Here is an 18,364-nt window from a genome sequence, read left to right on the forward strand (position 1 = left end):
GTAAATTGGTTAGATTTCAAAGATAGTATTTTTCAAATAATACTATGCAAACATAACATTTATTTCATGCCACATTTTGGAGATAAAGATGTTTAGGTGACTTAACTATTGACATTCTTTAAATCGATATGCCCAAGTCTTATGGAGTTTACACAAGAATGCTATTTTTGTTAAATGAACTTCGGTCAGCAAATTTTATTTTTCTTTGGCGCCTTAGGTGTTTTCAATGGCTTTATCATTAGCATCTATTTGCTGGCCTTTAAAAAACCTCTTTCTGCAACATCAGCTTTCTTGGGTTTATTTCTGTTATCGCTATGCTTAAAAATCAGCAAGTCCTTTATTTTTTACTTCTATCCAGATTTACCAGGCATTTATATTCAAATAGGCATTTTATTCAGTTCTTGGGTAGGCCCTTCGCTTTTCTACTTCATTAAATCGGCATCGGGACTGTCACAAAAGAACTTAACCATTGCCAAATGCACTTACGCCTTTTGGACTGGGGCCATTATTGCCGTAAGCCTGATTGCGCCATACGATAGTTATCCTGGTTTATGGAACGACTATGTGTGGACTATTGTCGCAGCACAATTTACAATCTATAACATTCTTTCTGCTTGGCTACTTAAACCAACATTCATTAAAGTGTTAAAAAGAGAACAATTACCCACTACGGAAAAACTATTGCTCTCTGTTTTTATCGCTAACTTAATTGTCCCGTTGGCTTTTAAACTTCCAATTTTTTCTTTCTTTAACGGATATTGTATTAGTGGAGCTTTATTTTTCTCTCTTGCCCTTTATCTCAACACTTTGTTATTTATGAGTAAAAGAAGAGGGGAAAATCTGCTTTCAGGGAAGACGGAAGCTGTGCGCTATGCCAATAAAAAAATTAACGAGCAGCAGGCGGTGGCCCTTACCACAAAACTAGATCGGATAATTTCGGAAGGGGCCCTTTACAAAAACCCCGATCTTAAACTGAACGACTTAGCCAGTAAAATGGGTATTTCGGGACATCAGCTTTCCCAGTTACTAAACGACAACCTTGGCAAAAGTTTTGCAGCTTATATTAACGAATACCGAGTGAACGAAGCTTGCCAAATGATTGCCAAACAGCAGCACGTTAAGCTAGAGGCCATTGGGTATGAAGTCGGCTTTAACTCCAAGTCTACTTTTTACAGCACTTTTAAAAAACATAAAAATACTACCCCCACTCTCTACAAAGAGCAATTATCGGTTATTGTCGTATCCTGATATAGGTATAGATTTATAATTCCGAACTCCTAAATCTGAGAATCAAAACCTCTTTCCTTTCATCCTCGCATAGTTTTGGACTTCAACAAAAATCCAAATACACGCGTAATGAAATTTATTTTAGGGTTAAGCCTATTTTTAGGAATATTACTTACTGCAAAAGCACAAACTATTAGTGGTCGATTAATTGATGGGAACACGAAGAAAGGCCTAATATTAGCCAACCTCTCCTTAATCAATGAAGATAAAACTACTCCAGCTAAATACACTGGTAGCGACACCTTAGGAAATTTTGAGTTTAGGGAAATTAAAAATGGAAAATACACGCTACTGGCGACGTTAATGGGTTATCAGAAAACAGAAAGAAGTATCATTGTCAACCATCAGCTTAGCAAAGCGATCAACTTAGGGGATATCATTCTTACAGAAGATCCAAGTTTACTAAAAGAAGTAACCATTACTGGAGGCCTGCCCTCTTTTAGCACCAAAAACGGACAACTAAAAATTGGCATAGCCAATAATGCTTTCTTTAAATCGTCGGCCAATTTACTCGATGTTTTTAGAAAACTGCCAGGCCTACAAGTGGGCCAGGATGGAAGCATGCAATTGGCCAGCAGAGCTACACCAACTTTATTCGTAGACGGCAAACCCGCCAACATGAGTAGCGAAGAAATACTAACCTATTTAAGCGGATTATCTCCAGAAATGGTTGAATCGATTGAAATCATTAATCAGCCGTCTTCCAAATACGATGGAGAATACCAAGGCATTATTGATGTAAAGTTAAAGCGTAATCAATCTTTAGGGCTCAAGGGCAGTTATAACGCTAGGCTCCAACGCAACAACTACAGTCTACTTGAACACAACCTTTCCTTGGGATACAAAACAGAACGATTAAGCTATCAGCTTACGCTTGGCCATACCGCAGGAAGCACTTATTACAGATATCACGCCTTGCAGTTTTTAGCCAATAGTAACGCCATGACCACCGATACCCGTACGGCTACAGCAAACCAGAATTTTAATGTACAGGCACACTTAGCCTATGAAATAAAACCAACGCAAAGCCTAGAAGTTTTTGTACGTACGCTTCAAGTTAAGCGCAATGCTGTTAGTGCAAACCATCTCATCACTCAAGACAACCGTCAACAAAATACCATTGCCCTCGTTAAAAGTGACAATGACGCACGCCCAAAACAACATCATTACACTGGAGGACTTAATTACGATGCCCGCTTTAAAAACAGCGAGCTGCATATCATCGCCTCTTTGTCGCAAATTAACAATCTACAAACAGAAGACATCCAAAATCGTGATTTGCTTGCGCAAGATTTATTGAGCTATTGGAAAACAGATTCAAAAAACAATATCCTGATTAGAAATGCGCAAGCTGATTATACCCAAAACATTGGCGCACAAAAGCTAGAAATGGGGGCTAAATTTGCTTACACTTCAACCCATAACAATCTCCGTTATGATACTCTAGGCAATGATATTTTCAGTATAGACCTAAAGCGCAGCAATCAATTTCGTTATCAGGAATATATTAGCGCTGCATATTTTTCTTATTTAGGCCAATGGAAAAAGTTTAGCTATAGTATTGGATTAAGGACTGAGCACACCCGCAGCGTGGCCAATTCAATCACTACTGGACAACTTACTGAAAGGGATTACTTGAAGTGGCTACCCAGCATCAATTTAAATTACACTTTGAGCAACACCGAGCAACTTAGTTTTAATTATAGTAGGCGTATCACAAGACCAACTTTTGCCGCACTCAACCCTTTTCGTTTTTACTACAGCCCTAGGCATTATTGGATAGGAAACCCTTACTTGCAACCGTCTACCACCAGCCTGTTTGCATTAACCTACAGCAGAAAGAGCCTTAACATTTCATTAAACGCAGGGCGAGAAACAGATGTCATGTCTCGTTATCCAGAATATAACCCAGCAACAGACGAGTTGATTTTTTTGGGCAGAAACCTCCCTTATCGAAATTTTGCAAACATTCAGGTCAGCTCACCAATTACGGTTAACAAGTGGTGGCGCATGACGCATAACTTAGGCTTATTTTACAACAAAGAGCTTACGCCTTATTTTGGAAAAACTTATCGCATACCCATACATAATTATACCATCAACGGCAGTCAGATACTTACCCTTAAAAGCTTGCTATTCGATGTAAGTTACAGCTACGAATCGAAAAGTGGCAATGGTTTGTACATTATGTCACCAGTATATGGAATAGATTTTGGGATGCAAAAAGCATGGTTTAAAAACAAGCTCAATACCAGGCTTACGCTTTACGATGCTTTTGACAACCTGAAGAGGAGACTGATCTTTAGGGAGAAAAGCATTATCAATAACGATTTCTACCATTATTTTGCAGCGCAGAGACTGGTGTTGGGCATTACCTACAACTTTGGCAGCTCTACCTACAAATCCAAGGAGAATAAGCGCAGTGATGAAGAAAACAGAGCCAATTAATGGCTCTTATTTCAACAAACGGTTGTTATCGTCAGGAAAAACCAAAATCGGCTGGTACTTTTTCGCTTCCTCCATAGGCAACGAACCATAAGATATAATGATAAGGATATCACCCACCTGTACTCTTCTTGCGGCAGCACCGTTTAAGCAAATGGTACCCGTTCCCCTTTCTCCTTTGATGACATAGGTTTCAAAACGCTCACCATTATTGTTATTCACAATTTGAACCTTTTCATTGGCGATAATGTTTGCTGCGTCCATCAAATCTTCATCAATGGTGATGCTACCTACATAGTTAAGCTCTGCTTGGGTTACCTTAACACGGTGTATTTTCGATTTCAGAATCTCGATAATCATTTGGCAAAGTTAGGAATTAAGTTTTAGAGTTTGCATGAAGCAGTTTTCAGTTTAAAGTCACAAAAAGTCTCACTAATTAATGATGACATTGTCAATCAACCTCGTTTGGCCAACCTTTGCGGCAACTAAAACCACCGTGTCTTGTTTGGTTTTTTGTTCAACAGGCAAAAGGGTATCTCCATTGGCAATAGTCAAATAATCCAATTCTACGCCCGGTACCGTATTGATCATCGCCTCAGCCTCTTCTAAAAGTTGGTCAAGTTCTAAACGATCATAATTTGCATCTATATAAAACAACGCTCTACTTAGCACTAGCGCATGCTCTCGATCACTTTGGCTCAAATGTATATTTCTAGAGCTCATGGCCAACCCATCAACTTCCCTTATAATTGGACAAACGGCAATTTGTACGTCCAAACCAAGCTCCTTCACCATATTCTTGATCATCAGTACCTGCTGAAAATCCTTTTGACCAAACATCGCCACATCAGGTTTTACCGCATCAAAAAGTTTAAAAACAATTTGGGTAACCCCTTGGTAATGCCCTTTTCTAAATTCGCCTTCCAACACAAACTCAGCTTCTCCTAAATCTATTTTCCATTGCTCTGGTGTTGGATAGCTGGGGTACATTTCCTTTACCGAAGGCATGAACACAAAATTACAGCCTGCTTCAGTAAGCATCTTAATATCGTGAGCTAAGGGACGTGGGTATTTCTCCAAATCTTTAGGATCCGTAAACTGCGTTGGGTTCACAAAAATACTGCAAACGACTATATCTGCTAATTTTTGCGCTTCGGCAATAAGTGAAAGATGACCTTGGTGCAAAGCGCCCATGGTAGGCACCAATGCTATTTTCAAGCCACTTGTTTTCAAAGGTGTTAGCGAGCTCTGAAGTTCAGCTAAGGTTGCTATTACTTTCAATATGGTGTTTTGTTTTGAGGCTGCTAAATTGAGCATTTCTGTAAAACTTACAAAGCGGGAATAGCAAGATATTGATAAATATTAATATTTTCCGTACCTTTGCCCCTTGATAATCTTTAAATTAACAGTAATTTAATAATATATGGAGATGGCAAAAACGAAGCTACTGATTATTACCCACGAGATGTCGCCTTTCCTCGAACTCACCAAAATTTCTGAAATTACTCGCCAATTACCGCAGGCTATGCAGGAAAAAGGATTTGAAATCCGCATCTTGATGCCCAAATTTGGCAACATTAATGAAAGAAGAAATAGGTTGCACGAGGTGATCCGATTATCAGGGATGAACATCATTATTGATGATAACGACAACCCTTTGATCATTAAAGTGGCGTCGATACCAGCGGCTCGTATGCAAGTGTATTTCTTGGACAACGAAGATTATTTCCAAAGGAAGTACGTGTTTAGGGACAAAGAGAACAAGTTCTATGCAGACAATGATGAAAGAACCATCTTTTTCTGTAAAGGAGCATTGGAAACCGTTAAAAAATTGGGCTGGTCGCCTGACGTGGTACACTGCCATGGCTGGATGACCGCTTTAGTTCCTGCATACATCAAAACCACTTACAAAAACGACCCTACCTTTAAAAATTCAAAGGTTGTTTATTCGGTTTACGAAAACTGCTTTAGCGAAAAATTAAATGCAGACTTCCACAAGAAGGCGATCATGAATCACATGACTGCAGACGATACAAAAGCTTTTGAAGAAAGCGATTGTAACAGCTTGCATATTGGCGCTATAACTCACTCTGACGCAGTAGTATTAGCCGATGAGAAGATAGATGAAGCGGTGTTAAAATTTGTTAAAGATTCTAATAAACCAACTTTAGCTTTTAATTTAACCGAAAATTATGACAGCTTCTACTCTTTTTATGAAGAAGTTGCCAGTGATGAATTGGTTTCTTTAGCGTAACAAAGGCTTTATTTGATAATAAATATGAAATTTATAAAATTAGACTTATTGACCTTGTTGATAAGTCTTTTTCTTTTCGCCTCGTGCGAACGTACTTCTACCATTGGCTTGGAAGTAGATCCTTCCAATGTGATACAGGGTAACTTGATTGATACTGCAACCATTAGCTCCAGAACGGTGAAAGACGATGCTGGCAACACCAGTGCACTTACTAGATACCCTTTTGGCTTTCTTAATGATCCAGCTTTAGGATCAACTGCTTCTAGCCTAGCCTTATCTATAAATGTTCCTAGCGATGCTTATAGTTTTGGCACAAACGCAGTATTAGACTCTGCAGTATTAGTGTTAAATTATGCTGGAGAATTCTACGGAGATAGTACTGCTACCTATAACGTTGATGTGCATCAGCTTAATAACAACCTGGCCAAAGAGAACACATTCTTAAGCAACAGAACTTATCCATTTAATAGCACTGTAGTGGCCAATTATACTGGCAAGGTTTTTCCAACCACGCCAATTAAGGTTACCGATGTGCTTACTGGAGCTAAAGACACCATTAAGACGAATACGCCGCAACTTCGTGTAAAATTAAGTAACAGCTTTATCACCAGCAATATTGTAAATCTACCCGCAACTTCTTTAAAATACAATTCCTATTTCCAAGATGCGTTTAAAGGCTTATACGTTCAAATTAAACCTTCTGCACAAAGCACTATGGGCAATGGCGGCGTAATGTTCTTTAATTTTGCAAGCACAGCTGGTTCAGGTGTAATGTTGTATTACAGAAAACAGAATGCAACTACAACCACTTTAACGGATACGGTTTCTGTAAACTTTCCAATATCTACAAGCACATCTCCTTTGGGTGCTAGCGTATCGCACACCTATTCAACGCAAGTACAAACCCAACTTGATGCCCTTGTTACAAATCCAAAACAACAATTTCCTACGACCTACTTGAAACCACTAGGAGGCCTAAGAACTAAGATTTCTTTCCCTTATCTCCAAAAAATGAAAACTGAGGTTGGCGGCAAAATGATTGTAAACAAGGCCGAGCTAATTGTTGATTTAAGCAGCGGAACCGATATTGCTCCTTTTAGAGCCGCACCAAGGATTGCCCTATACAGAACAGACATTGCAGGGCAACGAAAAAACTTACCTGATAATGATGCTGGCGACGGTGTGACTACAGCGGGAGACCCAAGAGCAAATCCATCTGTATTTGGGGGATATTTTGACTCAACCAAAAAGAGATATGTATTTATAGTTACTGCTTACATGCAAGATTTATTAGATGGTAAAACGGAAGACTATGGCACTTATCTGGCCGTTACCCCTACTGCCACTTTTGAATATATGCCTTCATTTGGTGCAGCTTCACGGGCAATAATCGGCAGCTTCCAGAAGAGTCCCGCAGCTGGTGCGAACCTGATTAAACTCAACATTTACTATACAAAAGCGAACTAGCGAAAAAATTACGCAAACGTTTGATAAAATCCCTCTAAAGAAATACTTTAGGGGGATTTATATTTTTAACCCCCAAAAAAACATGTGTGGAATTGTAGGCTATATTGGCTTTAGAGAAGCTTGGCCAATCGTTTTAAAAGGTCTAAAAAGACTAGAATATAGAGGATATGACAGCGCAGGAATTGCCTTGATAGACCATGAAAACTTGAACATATATAAGAAAGCAGGAAAGGTAAAAGAGCTCGAAGATTTTGCTGCTGATAAAAATCTTTCTGGTACAATAGGCATGGGTCATACCCGCTGGGCGACTCATGGAGCCCCTTCTGATAGAAATTCGCATCCTCACACTTCTCAAAAAGGAAACCTCAGCATCATCCATAATGGCATCATAGAAAACTATTCGACCCTGAAAGAAGAACTTATTTCAAGAGGTCACTCTTTTAGTAGCGACACCGATACAGAAGTGTTGATTCACCTGATCGAAGACATCTATCAAAACAACAATATTGACTTGACCGAGGCTGTCCGTTTAGCACTAAACGAGGTCACTGGAGCTTATGCCATCGTCATTATGGACGAAGAAAATCCAAACCAGCTAATTGCCGCAAGAAAAGGCAGTCCAATGGTGATTGGTGTTGGCCAAGGTGAGTACTTCATTGCTTCGGATGCAACGCCAATTGTAGAGTACACCAAAAATGTGATCTATTTAAATGATAATGAAATTGCTTTTTTAAAGCGTGATGAGCTAGAGATCAAACGCCTGGACAATGTTGTACAAACACCATATATACAAGAGCTGGAATTAAAGCTAGAAATGCTGGAAAAAGGCGGCTACGAACATTTCATGCTAAAGGAGATCTACGAACAACCAAGGTCTATTCGCGATTGTATGAGAGGCCGTATTTATCCAGAAGAAGGACAAGTACAACTAGGCGGAATCAAGGAATTTGCGGATAAGCTGAAAAACATTGATCGCATTATTATCGTAGCTTGCGGTACCTCGTGGCACGCAGGCTTGGTAGGCGAGTATTTAATTGAGGAATATGCACGTATCCCAGTAGAAGTGGAGTATGCTTCGGAATTCAGATATAGAAATCCGATTATTACCGAAAAGGATGTAGTGATTGCCATTTCACAGTCAGGCGAAACCGCCGACACCATGGCAGCCATAGAAATGGCAAAAGAAAAAGGAGCGACCATTTTTGGAATATGTAATGTCGTTGGCGCCTCCATTCCTCGTATCACACATGCTGGGGTATATACCCACGCAGGCCCTGAAATTGGCGTAGCCTCTACCAAAGCCTTTACGGCGCAGGTAACCGTGCTTACGTTAATGGCCTTTTATATGGCACAGCAAAAAGGCACGTTAACCAGCTCAAAATTAAGAGAATTGCTTACTGAACTAGATTGTATTCCCGAGAAAATACAAACCGCTTTGCTTTCCAACGATTTGATTCAAGAAATCTCTTCCAAAATTAAGGATGCCAGAAACTGTCTGTTTTTAGGTAGGGGAAGCGGTTTTCCTGTAGCTTTAGAGGGAGCTTTAAAACTGAAAGAAATTTCCTACATCCATGCCGAAGGTTATCCTGCCGCAGAAATGAAACACGGACCAATTGCTTTAATAGACGAAGAGATGCCTGTGGTATTTATCGCCACCAAAAATTCTTCTTACGAAAAAGTGATTAGCAATATTCAGGAAGTAAAAGCCAGAAAAGGAAAAGTAATTGCCATTGTTACCGAAGGCGATACAGAAGTGAAAAAAATGGCCGACTACTGCATTGAAATTCCCGATGCCAGTGAAGCCTTCTTGCCATTATTGGCCACCATTCCGCTGCAGTTGCTTTCTTATCACATTGCAGTAATGAGAGGCTGTAACGTTGACCAGCCTAGAAACCTAGCTAAATCCGTAACAGTTGAATAAAAGAAAAGCCCCGCAAGTGCGGGGCTTTTTTTGTCTTTTTTATTTTTGGTTAGTTATTGTATTATCATTTACTTAAAAAGGCAAATCTCCTGTTTCGTCAATGGAAGTTGAAAAATCGTCTTCTATTTTATTATTAATATTGCTGCTGTTGCCATTTGTTGGAGCATTTGGTTCAAAATCGCTTTTTCTGCCTAACATGGTAAAGTTTTCAGCCACCACTTCTGTAACGTATTTTTTCACTTTTTCCTTGTCTTCGAACGAACGTGTCCTCAGTTTACCTTCTATGTAAACCAGCTTTCCTTTTTGAAGATACTTTGAAGCTACTTCAGCCAAGCCTCTCCACAACACAATATTGTGCCATTCAGTTTGTTCAACTCGTTTACCGTCCTTGTTAAATGTCTCTGAAGTAGCTAAGGGGAAACTTGCAACGGTAACACCGCCTTCCAAATGTCTAACTTCGGGGTCCTTTCCCAAGTGCCCCACTAAGATTACTTTGTTAATACCTGACATAAATATATTTGATTAGTCTATATGTTTTTCAATAAAATCCCCAATAATTTTGGGATGAGGTAATTGTTTAAATGTCGTTAATTTAACCGATTTAATTTCGGTGTGTTGATTAAAGTTAACAATATAATTATCTATTGCAAAAAATTGAACATATATTGTTTGGTGCGTTAAAACATGTTTTTTACTTTCTAAAACCGTAAGCTCTACGTTTTTTCCAAACAGTTCGTGCACTTTAGCCAACAGCGCCACATCGTCAATCGTTACCTCCTGTTCCGATTCTATCAGAGGAAAATCATATAGTTGTTGCCAAACATCACCAGGCTGTCTTTGCTTGGCGAGTATTTCATCATCATTTATACCAACAAAATAATTAAACCACCGTTTTCTTATTTTAACTTTTTTGAGCTTCAAGGGTAATTGCTCTACCTTTTGATGTTGATAGGCATAACAGCCTGGCTGTACTGGACATTGGTTGCAAAGGGGTGATTTTGGCTTGCAATGCAATGCTCCAAACTCCATAATGGCTTGGTTATATATGGCAGGCTCTTGATCTTGGATGAGCTCTTGTGCCAACTGAGCAAATTGTTTTTGCCCTTTTGGTGAGTTGATGGCCTCTTCAATTCCAAAGTAACGAGCTAACACACGGTAAACGTTGCCATCTACCACGGCTTGCTTTTCGTTGCTCGAAAAAGAAGAAATAGCTGCAGCAGTATAGCCACCTATCCCTTTTAGCTTTAACAAATCCTGATAAGCTGTAGGAAAATTTCCTTCGAAATGATCCACTACATATTTAGCCGTATACAGCATATTACGTCCCCTTGAATAATACCCCAAACCCTGCCAAAGCTTTAGCACACGTTCTTCGGAAGCATTCGCAAAAGCCTTAACATCAGGAAAATTCTCCAAAAATTTCAGAAAATAAGGGAGGCCCTGTTCTACCCTAGTCTGTTGAAGGATAATTTCTGAAAGCCAAATTACATAAGGATCCGTGGTCTCTCTCCAAGGCAGATCACGCTTATTTACAAAGTACCATTTAACAATTTCGGACTGAAAAGACATTGTAACAAAAGTACAATAAAAGCAGTTAAAACTGTAAAACTTGCAATGCCATGATGGTTATAGACAGAAATAAATCATCTTTTATTTTCCTATCTCGTTAAAAAGCAATACTTTTGCAACCCCAAATCAGATGTAATTAAAAAACACACACAATAATTAATTAATTTTAGAAATATGACTAAGGCAGATATTATTGCTGAAATATCAACAAAGACAGGGATTGAGAAAGTTGACGTTCAAGAGACAGTGGAGGCATTTTTCAAAGTAATCAAAAACAATATGATTAACGGCGAAAATGTTTACGTAAGAGGTTTTGGCAGTTTTGTAGTAAAGAAAAGAGCTCAAAAAACTGCTAGAAATATCTCTAAAAACACCGCGATCATTATTCCAGAACATTTTGTTCCTAGCTTTAAGCCAGCAAAAGTATTTGTTGACAAAGTGAAAAACAGCACTAAAAAACTTAAAGCAGAAGCTTAATATTTGACTTTTATGAAAAGCCCACGCACCACACAGATTGTAATTATTGCAGGTATTGTATTGCTTGTGGGCTTTTTATTTAGCCAAGATATTAAAGGACTGGTAAAACCGAAGGATGATGCTACCGTGGGAATGCCACAGGAAGCAGCAACCCCAGGCGTTAGTTTGGCAGAAGCTTCGGCGACAGCTAAAAACTTAATCAGCAATGCTGCCGCAAAGGAATTCACTTCTTTAGAAAGTGCATTCCAAAAAGCACAGGGCGAAGAAAAAGCAAACCAAGCAAAGGTTTTAGCTCAAAAATGGGATGATTTGGAACAAGCTATTCCTAGTGCGCTTTATTTAGAAGAAGTTGCCAAAGAACAATCTTCATTACAAAATTGGGTTAAAGCTGGTGATCGTTTCCTAAAAGCTTTTGACAATACACAAGATAGTTTAGTGAAGCCTGCCATGCTCCAAAAAGCAAATCAAGCATTTACCAAAGCTGTTGCTATTGACTCGACAGACTTAGATGCGAAAACTGGAATGGGTATCACCGTAGTAAACGGCATGGGTGCTCCTATGGAAGGTATTGCCATGTTGTTAGACGTGGTTAAAAAAGATCCAAAAAACTTTAAGGCAAACATGAACTTAGGTTTGTTCGCCATTAAATCTGGTCAGTTTGACAAGGCCATTACCCGCTTTGAGGATTTGATCAAAAACATTAAGGCTACTCCTGATGCGTATTTCTATTTGGCTACTGCCTATGAAAACCTTGGGAAAAACCAAGAGGCTATTGACGCCTATCTACAAAGCAAAAAACTCGCAGCCAACCCTACATTATCTGGTTTCATAGATAAGAAGGTAGCTGAGTTGAAAAAATAAATTATAGAATTAATAAAAACATTTAAAACTTCAAAATTATGCCAAGCGGTAAAAAAAGAAAAAGACATAAAATGGCTACCCACAAACGCAAAAAACGTTTAAGAAAAAACAGACACAAGAAAAAATAATTTTTCTTAAGTGTTTTGGCCAAAGGTAAATGCTCAAAAGTATTTACTTTTGGATTCTATGTTTTTTGGTCCATGTGTTAATAAGGCTTTAAAGCCTTAAAATCTGTAGCTTTGGTAAAGGAATTAATAATAGATTCTACTCCTACGGGAGTAACCATAGCTTTAATAGAAGACAAGCAACTTGTTGAGCTTCACAAAGAACACGTTAACAACAACTACGCTGTAGGCGATATTTATTTAGGCCGCATTAAAAAGATTATGCCCGGCCTAAATGCTGCGTTTGTAGATGTTGGTTACGAGAAAGATGCATTTTTGCATTACTTTGATTTAGGTCCTCAGGTACAATCTCTGATAAAGCTAACAAAGATTAGACGTAACGGCACACCGGGCACTTTATTGGATAACTTTAAATTAGAGGCCGACATCAATAAGGCCGGGAAAATCTCGGAAGTTGTTAGCAAAAATTTACTGGTACCAGTACAGATCGCCAAAGAACCCATTTCTACAAAAGGACCCAGATTAAGTTCGGATCTTTCCATTGCTGGAAGATATACAGTACTGGTTCCTTTTTCGAATGTGATCTCCATTTCAAAAAAAATAAAAAGCAATACTGAACGTGGTCGCCTAAAAAAGATCATTGAAAGTATAAAGCCCAAAAATTTTGGAGTAATCATTAGAACAGTTTCTGAAGGAAAGGGCGTTACGGAATTACAAAAAGACTTACTGGACTCTATTTCCAAATGGGAGAGCTTCATGAAGAAGCTGCCCGAAACGGAGCCATCTAAGCGTGTTTGGGGTGAAATGGATAGGACATCAACGCTTATCCGCGATATTTTAAGTACCGATTTCGCCAACGTTTATGTAAACGACCAAGCATTATTCGAAGACATTCGCTCTTACGTGCACGAAATTTCTCCAGAAATGGAACGCATTGTAAAGCAATACAGGCATAAAGAGCCTATTTTTGACCATTTTGGGGTTGAAAAACAAATTAAGAACGGTTTTGGAAAAACTGTAAACTTGGCAGGAGGTGCCTACCTAGTGGTAGAACATACTGAAGCTTTGCACGTAATAGACGTAAATAGTGGCAATAGAACCGCTAGCAAAGAAAACCAAGAAGAAAATGCGCTTCAGGTGAATAAAGAAGCCGCTAAAGAAATTGCCCGCCAATTAAGGCTAAGAGATATGGGTGGCATTGTGGTCATTGATTTTATTGACATGCACAAGCCAGCTAATAGAAAAGTGTTGTTTGACCACCTGAGGGAGTTAATGCTTCAGGACAGAGCAAAACATACCATTTTACCTCCTAGCAAATTTGGTTTGGTACAAATTACTCGTCAAAGGGTAAGACCAGAGATGAACATCGTAACGGTTGAAAAATGTCCAACCTGTGATGGCACTGGGGAAATAAAGGCAAGTATTGTGTTGATGGACGACATTGAAAGCAACTTGACTTACATCCTACGTGAGCAAAACGAAAAAAATATTACGCTAAATGTACACCCTTACATTGCTGCGTTTATTAAAAAAGGGTTGGTTTCCTTACAATGGAAATGGTTCTTCAAATTTGGACAATGGGTGAAAGTGAAGGCGATATCTTCTTATCACCTCACGGAGTTCCACTTCTTGTCTTCTAAAGATGAAGAAATCAAACTTTAACAAAATATTAAAAGTCTCGATGAAAATCGGGACTTTTTTGTTTAAAACTCGCCTAGTATTTCCAAACGATTAAGTCTAAATTCGTAAAATATAAAACGATAACAAGTTGTAGTTCGTCAATCTAAAAACTAACATCAATTGGCTAAAATCAAATCAGCATATTTCTGTCAGAGCTGTGGCTACGAATCGGCCAAGTGGCTAGGTAAATGCCCCTCATGTCAACAGTGGAATACCTTTGTAGAAGAAGTGGTTGAAAAACCTTCTGCTGGGTCAGCCATATGGAAATCCTCTACTGGGCAACAAAGAGTGGCCAAGCCCAGCAAGCTGGAAGACATTACCAGTGCTACCGAAGAGAGGATGCTTACTGGCGATGCAGAACTCGACCGAGTTTTAGGCGGTGGTTTGGTTCCTGGTTCTGTGACGTTAATTGGCGGCGAACCTGGTATTGGCAAGTCAACACTGATGCTCCAATTGGCCTTAAATATTAACCAAAAACGTGTTTTGTACGTATCAGGAGAAGAGAGCGAACAACAGATCAAAATGCGTGCGGAGCGCATTACCAAAACACCAAAAGCCAATTGCTTCATTCTTACGGAAACATCAACCCAAAATATTTTCAAACAACTGGAGCAACTACAGCCTGAGATTTTAGTGGTCGACTCGATACAGACCCTGCATTCGGCTCATATCGAATCAACCCCAGGCAGTGTTTCCCAAGTAAGAGAATGTACCGCAGAACTATTGAGATTTGCGAAAGAGACCGCCACTCCTGTTTTTCTGATTGGACATATCACTAAAGACGGGGCCATTGCGGGGCCAAAGATATTGGAACATATGGTAGACACCGTTTTACAGTTTGAAGGCGACAGGCACCATATTTATCGCATTCTACGCTCTATTAAAAACCGTTTTGGAGCCGCTGCCGAATTAGGGATCTACGCCATGCATGGAAATGGCTTAAGAGAAGTTTCCAATCCTTCGGAAGTATTGCTTTCACAACGTGACGAAGAACTGACTGGTATCACGATTGGTGCTACTATTGAAGGGGCCAGACCAATGGTGATTGAAACACAAGCGTTAGTAAGTACTTCTGCCTATGGTACTCCGCAACGTTCTGCTACAGGGTTTGACACCAAGCGCATGAATATGCTTTTGGCAGTGCTAGAAAAAAGATGTGGATTTCGATTAAGTGCCAAAGACGTCTTCTTAAATATTGCAGGAGGCATTAAAGTTGAGGATCCAGCGATAGACCTTTCTATCATTGCTGCCATTATTTCTTCTCATGAAGATATTGCTATCTCATCAAAGATATGTTTTGCGGCCGAAGTAGGGCTTTCTGGAGAAATAAGAGCGGTTAATAGAATTGAACAGCGCATCTCAGAGGCGGAGAAATTAGGCTTTGAAAAAATCTTTATTTCAAGTTACAACCAAAAAGGCTTTAATAAGGATAAGTTTAAGATTGAGTTAATTACCGTTTCCAAAATTGAGGAGGTTTTCTCTGCTTTATTCGGCTAACTGAAAAAAAATTATCCATTTGTACTACAAATATCTTTTTGGCGTTTTTAGAGCAACAGAAAATCTAAGTTTGATCATGGATAGTTATTTAGAAAGATTTAAATATCTTTGCTCCTCAATCTTAACTACATATTAAAACAAAATAGTGATGAAAAAATTAATTTTAAGCTTAGTTTTTTGTGCTTTAGCAAGTGTTGGTTTTGCGCAAGATAACGTAGAAGGCCAATCATTTGGTGAAGGGGTTAAAAAAGGCAATATCATTGCTGCTACAGATGTAAATGCCAAGTTAGGCACAGCAGCTAAAGCAGACATGAAAGTAGAAGGAGAAGTGGTAACTGTTTGCAAGAAAAAGGGTTGCTTTATGACCGTTAAAATTTCGGACAACGAAACCATGTTCGTTAAATTTAAAGACTACGGTTTTTTTATGCCAAAAGACATGCCTGCTGGTACTAAAGTAGTGATTGACGGCTTCGCTCAAAGAAAAGAAACCTCCGTAGAAGATTTAAAGCACTATGCTGAAGATGCTAAAAAATCTCCTGAAGAAATAGCAAAAATTACCCAGCCTAAAAAAGAAATCGTTTTCGAAGCGAAAGGCGCAGTAATTTTAAAGTAATTAGAAAGGTTCTCCTTTTTAATATTGATTGATTGAAAAGCCCCGCCTGTGCGGGGCTTATTTTTTGCCCCACCCAATTTGTAATATTTTTAACAAATAAAGATTTAATTATTAATTTTTTTTAATTATTGATTTTTTGCGCTATCTTCACTCTATTAACAAATGAAACCTAATTAAATGATGAAACTGAACAAAACAACCTTTCTGCTTGCTGCCCTTTCTATATTTGGCGTAAAAACCTATGCCCAACAGCTTAGCAAGGAGCAAAACCAAGCTTTGCTAAAGGCTAGCCAAGGCGCTATTGTTAAGCTGGATGGGTTCCTAACCGAGAAAACCGCTCAAATTCCTTTTCAAAAGTTCCCAACTCCAGGACCACAATACATCATCTCTGACGACCCTGAATACATCCGTGTACCTGAAGCTATCGCATTAAAAGAAAGTGTAGTCCCTGGTTCAGTTCGTTTCTATTTGTACAACGTAAACGGCGTAGTAGAACCTCAAAAAATAGATAGGAAAATCATTGCCATGATCAAAAATACAGGTAAGGCTCCTATGCGCATTAAAATGTTGAAATATGTGACCCAAAAACCAAGCACCAATTATTTTAAATTGGGTAAAGAGGGATTAGCTTCTTTCTTCGCGGCACAACCTAGTGAAGAGGTGCGTATTGTAAAACCTGGCGATGCAGTTCCCATTGATGATAAGCTAGAACAATATGTAGTCAAATACGATGAGCTCGTTCATGGTTTTTATGAATTTGTAATCGATCAGCCTGCGGAAATTACTGTATTGCAAGCCGACCTTAAAACCAGTGGCAAAGAGGCTTTAAAACGCATTACCAATGTTTTACCTCCTAAAACCAAAAGTGGCGCGGGAAGAGGTTTATATGGCGTAAGCAATTATCACGTGAATAACACCACTATAATCGACACTAAAAATGGCACATCTGCTTTAGTGGTTGCTGATGGCGTAAACGATCCTTGGATTATTGGTCGTGAAGGAACCACTGGACAACAAGCGAAGCTTGCTGGAAACTACGGCGTGATGTATGACATCGAATTAAAGTGGAAAAGTACCGACGGTAAAGGCCTTGCTTTGATTACCTGGAATTCTCGCTCTGCAGACAACAAATGGTGCAGCGGAATGGCTGCTGCCATGAAAGTAAGCGAAGGCAAATTTAAAGAGGGTATTATCCAATTGCCGAAAGATGAATTAGTGACTAAATCTGCTCCAGAAGCCGTATTGATCCAAGTGTTTAAACCTTCTGGCAAAGGCGAAGAGCAAACCATAAAATTAACTTATTCGCCTCCAGGAGCATCTTGCCTACCAACCCCATTAATTTTGGTTCCTGTTGACTTAAATCCATAACGATGAGATTAGTACAACTCATCTTCATCCCATTTTTCTTGGGCGTATCTACATTATATGCCCAAGAAATTCTAACCATTTCCTCTCCAAAAAACCTTAAGCAAACGGATTCTGTTTTGGTGTATAAGCCTAAACAAATGTCGGGCAAAACAGCTTTGGTATATTTGCTGCATGGGCACAGTGCTAATTACAAGAGCTGGAGCAAATTGGCGAATCTTCAAGCGTTGGCAGATCAATATAACTTCATTATTGTATGTCCCGATGGTTTGAAAAAAAGCTGGTATCTCAACTCCCCAAATCCCGATAGCACCCAATATGAAAGTTTCTTTTTGGAGGAACTGATGCCAACCATCAACAAAAAATATCCAGTAGATGCGCAACGAGTTTTTATCACAGGAGCCAGTATGGGGGGCTTTGGTGCCATGTGGATGATGATCAAATATCCACATCTGTTTGCTGGAGCAGGCAGTACTTCAGGCGTGTTAAACCTTCGTTATTCTGCTTTCAGAAAAACAACCATCGCTTATCTTTTAGGCACTTATGGTGATAATAATGTACTTTACGACGAGTATTCGCCCGTCAATAAATTAGCAGCATTACAAGGGCAAAACAAGGCCCTTATTTTTGATACTGGTACTGAAGATTATCTTTACATCACCAGTAAGCAGTTTAGGCAAAAATGCGATGAGCTTAAAATAAAAGCCACTTACATTGCTCAACCTGGAGGCCATACTGGCGGCTATTGGAGCAAAACCATCCTTAAACATTTTGAGTTCTTTGCCGAACATCTCAAAAACTAA

General features: G+C 39.1%; 16 protein-coding genes. 12 read left to right on the forward strand and 4 right to left on the reverse strand.

From position 1 onward, the window contains the following. Positions 1 to 174 precede the first annotated feature (174 nt). Positions 175 to 1,248 (forward strand): helix-turn-helix domain-containing protein, encoded by a 1,074-nt coding sequence (locus DUT70_RS11540; protein WP_113647485.1) that lies wholly within the window; start codon positions 175 to 177, stop codon positions 1,246 to 1,248. 108 nt (positions 1,249 to 1,356) lie between these two features. Further along, positions 1,357 to 3,735: an outer membrane beta-barrel protein gene (locus tag DUT70_RS11545; RefSeq protein ID WP_113647486.1), complete on the forward strand. Its 2,379-nt coding sequence runs from the start codon at positions 1,357 to 1,359 to the stop codon at positions 3,733 to 3,735. 6 nt (positions 3,736 to 3,741) lie between these two features. On the opposite strand, the gene panD is transcribed toward DUT70_RS11545, so the two are convergent. Both panD and panC read right to left on the reverse strand, forming a co-directional pair. After that, a complete protein-coding gene (gene panD, locus DUT70_RS11550; protein ID WP_113647487.1) occupies positions 3,742 to 4,092 on the reverse strand; it encodes an aspartate 1-decarboxylase in 351 nt (116 codons plus the stop codon). Positions 4,093 to 4,164: 72 nt separating this feature from the next. Beyond that, positions 4,165 to 5,049 carry a pantoate--beta-alanine ligase gene (gene panC / locus DUT70_RS11555; protein ID WP_240432088.1) on the reverse strand — a complete coding sequence of 295 codons (885 nt, stop codon included), beginning with the start codon at positions 5,047 to 5,049 and terminating at the stop codon, positions 4,165 to 4,167. A gap of 112 nt (positions 5,050 to 5,161) precedes the next feature. Between panC and DUT70_RS11560 the strand changes: the two genes are divergently transcribed. From DUT70_RS11560 to glmS, 3 genes are all read left to right on the forward strand, one after another. Beyond that, the gene (locus tag DUT70_RS11560) at positions 5,162 to 5,986 is read left to right on the forward strand and encodes a glycogen/starch synthase (RefSeq protein WP_113647739.1); all 825 of its coding nucleotides are present in this window, start codon (positions 5,162 to 5,164) and stop codon (positions 5,984 to 5,986) included. A 24-nt stretch (positions 5,987 to 6,010) separates the two neighbouring features. After that, complete coding sequence (locus tag DUT70_RS11565; RefSeq protein ID WP_113647488.1) at positions 6,011 to 7,453, forward strand: DUF4270 family protein; 1,443 nt, start codon at positions 6,011 to 6,013, stop codon at positions 7,451 to 7,453. An 82-nt stretch (positions 7,454 to 7,535) separates the two neighbouring features. Then, complete coding sequence (gene glmS, locus DUT70_RS11570) at positions 7,536 to 9,374, forward strand: glutamine--fructose-6-phosphate transaminase (isomerizing) (protein ID WP_113647489.1); 1,839 nt, start codon at positions 7,536 to 7,538, stop codon at positions 9,372 to 9,374. Between the two features lie 72 nt (positions 9,375 to 9,446). On the opposite strand, the gene DUT70_RS11575 is transcribed toward glmS, so the two are convergent. Next, positions 9,447 to 9,884: a single-stranded DNA-binding protein gene (locus DUT70_RS11575; protein WP_113647490.1), complete on the reverse strand. Its 438-nt coding sequence runs from the start codon at positions 9,882 to 9,884 to the stop codon at positions 9,447 to 9,449. Positions 9,885 to 9,896: 12 nt separating this feature from the next. Further along, complete coding sequence (gene mutY / locus DUT70_RS11580; protein ID WP_113647491.1) at positions 9,897 to 10,943, reverse strand: A/G-specific adenine glycosylase; 1,047 nt, start codon at positions 10,941 to 10,943, stop codon at positions 9,897 to 9,899. Positions 10,944 to 11,117: 174 nt separating this feature from the next. Here mutY and DUT70_RS11585 point away from each other — a divergent pair, with 174 nt between their 5' ends. From DUT70_RS11585 to DUT70_RS11615, 7 genes are all read left to right on the forward strand, one after another. Continuing rightward, the gene (locus DUT70_RS11585; RefSeq protein ID WP_113647492.1) at positions 11,118 to 11,420 is read left to right on the forward strand and encodes an HU family DNA-binding protein; all 303 of its coding nucleotides are present in this window, start codon (positions 11,118 to 11,120) and stop codon (positions 11,418 to 11,420) included. A 12-nt stretch (positions 11,421 to 11,432) separates the two neighbouring features. Next, the gene (locus tag DUT70_RS11590; RefSeq protein WP_113647493.1) at positions 11,433 to 12,281 is read left to right on the forward strand and encodes a tetratricopeptide repeat protein; all 849 of its coding nucleotides are present in this window, start codon (positions 11,433 to 11,435) and stop codon (positions 12,279 to 12,281) included. A gap of 239 nt (positions 12,282 to 12,520) precedes the next feature. Next, entirely contained in the window at positions 12,521 to 14,068 is a 1,548-nt protein-coding gene (locus tag DUT70_RS11595; RefSeq protein ID WP_113647494.1) for an Rne/Rng family ribonuclease, read from the forward strand. Between the two features lie 138 nt (positions 14,069 to 14,206). Further along, positions 14,207 to 15,583, forward strand: coding sequence for a DNA repair protein RadA (gene radA / locus DUT70_RS11600; protein WP_113647495.1), 1,377 nt, complete (start codon positions 14,207 to 14,209; stop codon positions 15,581 to 15,583). Between the two features lie 148 nt (positions 15,584 to 15,731). Beyond that, the gene (locus DUT70_RS11605) at positions 15,732 to 16,196 is read left to right on the forward strand and encodes a DUF4920 domain-containing protein (RefSeq protein ID WP_113647496.1); all 465 of its coding nucleotides are present in this window, start codon (positions 15,732 to 15,734) and stop codon (positions 16,194 to 16,196) included. Positions 16,197 to 16,373: 177 nt separating this feature from the next. Further along, positions 16,374 to 17,564, forward strand: a complete 1,191-nt coding sequence (locus DUT70_RS11610; protein ID WP_113647497.1) for a copper amine oxidase — start codon at positions 16,374 to 16,376, stop codon at positions 17,562 to 17,564. 2 nt (positions 17,565 to 17,566) lie between these two features. Further along, the gene (locus DUT70_RS11615) at positions 17,567 to 18,364 is read left to right on the forward strand and encodes an alpha/beta hydrolase (protein WP_113647498.1); all 798 of its coding nucleotides are present in this window, start codon (positions 17,567 to 17,569) and stop codon (positions 18,362 to 18,364) included.

Origin of the sequence: Pedobacter chitinilyticus, assembly GCF_003313385.1 — a bacterium.
GTDB classification, from domain to species: domain Bacteria; phylum Bacteroidota; class Bacteroidia; order Sphingobacteriales; family Sphingobacteriaceae; genus Pedobacter; species Pedobacter chitinilyticus.

Excerpts from the sequence above, each read along its gene's own strand:
- DUT70_RS11540 (WP_113647485.1), top strand. The coding sequence starts at position 175 with ATGAACTTCGGTCAGCAAATTTTATTTTTCTTTGGCGCCTTAGGTGTT.
- DUT70_RS11545 (WP_113647486.1), top strand. The coding sequence starts at position 1,357 with ATGAAATTTATTTTAGGGTTAAGCCTATTTTTAGGAATATTACTTACT.
- panD (WP_113647487.1), bottom strand. The coding sequence starts at position 4,092 with ATGATTATCGAGATTCTGAAATCGAAAATACACCGTGTTAAGGTAACC.
- panC (WP_240432088.1), bottom strand. The coding sequence starts at position 5,049 with ATGCTCAATTTAGCAGCCTCAAAACAAAACACCATATTGAAAGTAATA.
- DUT70_RS11560 (WP_113647739.1), top strand. The coding sequence starts at position 5,162 with ATGGCAAAAACGAAGCTACTGATTATTACCCACGAGATGTCGCCTTTC.
- DUT70_RS11565 (WP_113647488.1), top strand. The coding sequence starts at position 6,011 with ATGAAATTTATAAAATTAGACTTATTGACCTTGTTGATAAGTCTTTTT.
- glmS (WP_113647489.1), top strand. The coding sequence starts at position 7,536 with ATGTGTGGAATTGTAGGCTATATTGGCTTTAGAGAAGCTTGGCCAATC.
- DUT70_RS11575 (WP_113647490.1), bottom strand. The coding sequence starts at position 9,884 with ATGTCAGGTATTAACAAAGTAATCTTAGTGGGGCACTTGGGAAAGGAC.
- mutY (WP_113647491.1), bottom strand. The coding sequence starts at position 10,943 with ATGTCTTTTCAGTCCGAAATTGTTAAATGGTACTTTGTAAATAAGCGT.
- DUT70_RS11585 (WP_113647492.1), top strand. The coding sequence starts at position 11,118 with ATGACTAAGGCAGATATTATTGCTGAAATATCAACAAAGACAGGGATT.
- DUT70_RS11590 (WP_113647493.1), top strand. The coding sequence starts at position 11,433 with ATGAAAAGCCCACGCACCACACAGATTGTAATTATTGCAGGTATTGTA.
- DUT70_RS11605 (WP_113647496.1), top strand. The coding sequence starts at position 15,732 with ATGAAAAAATTAATTTTAAGCTTAGTTTTTTGTGCTTTAGCAAGTGTT.
- DUT70_RS11610 (WP_113647497.1), top strand. The coding sequence starts at position 16,374 with ATGATGAAACTGAACAAAACAACCTTTCTGCTTGCTGCCCTTTCTATA.
- DUT70_RS11615 (WP_113647498.1), top strand. The coding sequence starts at position 17,567 with ATGAGATTAGTACAACTCATCTTCATCCCATTTTTCTTGGGCGTATCT.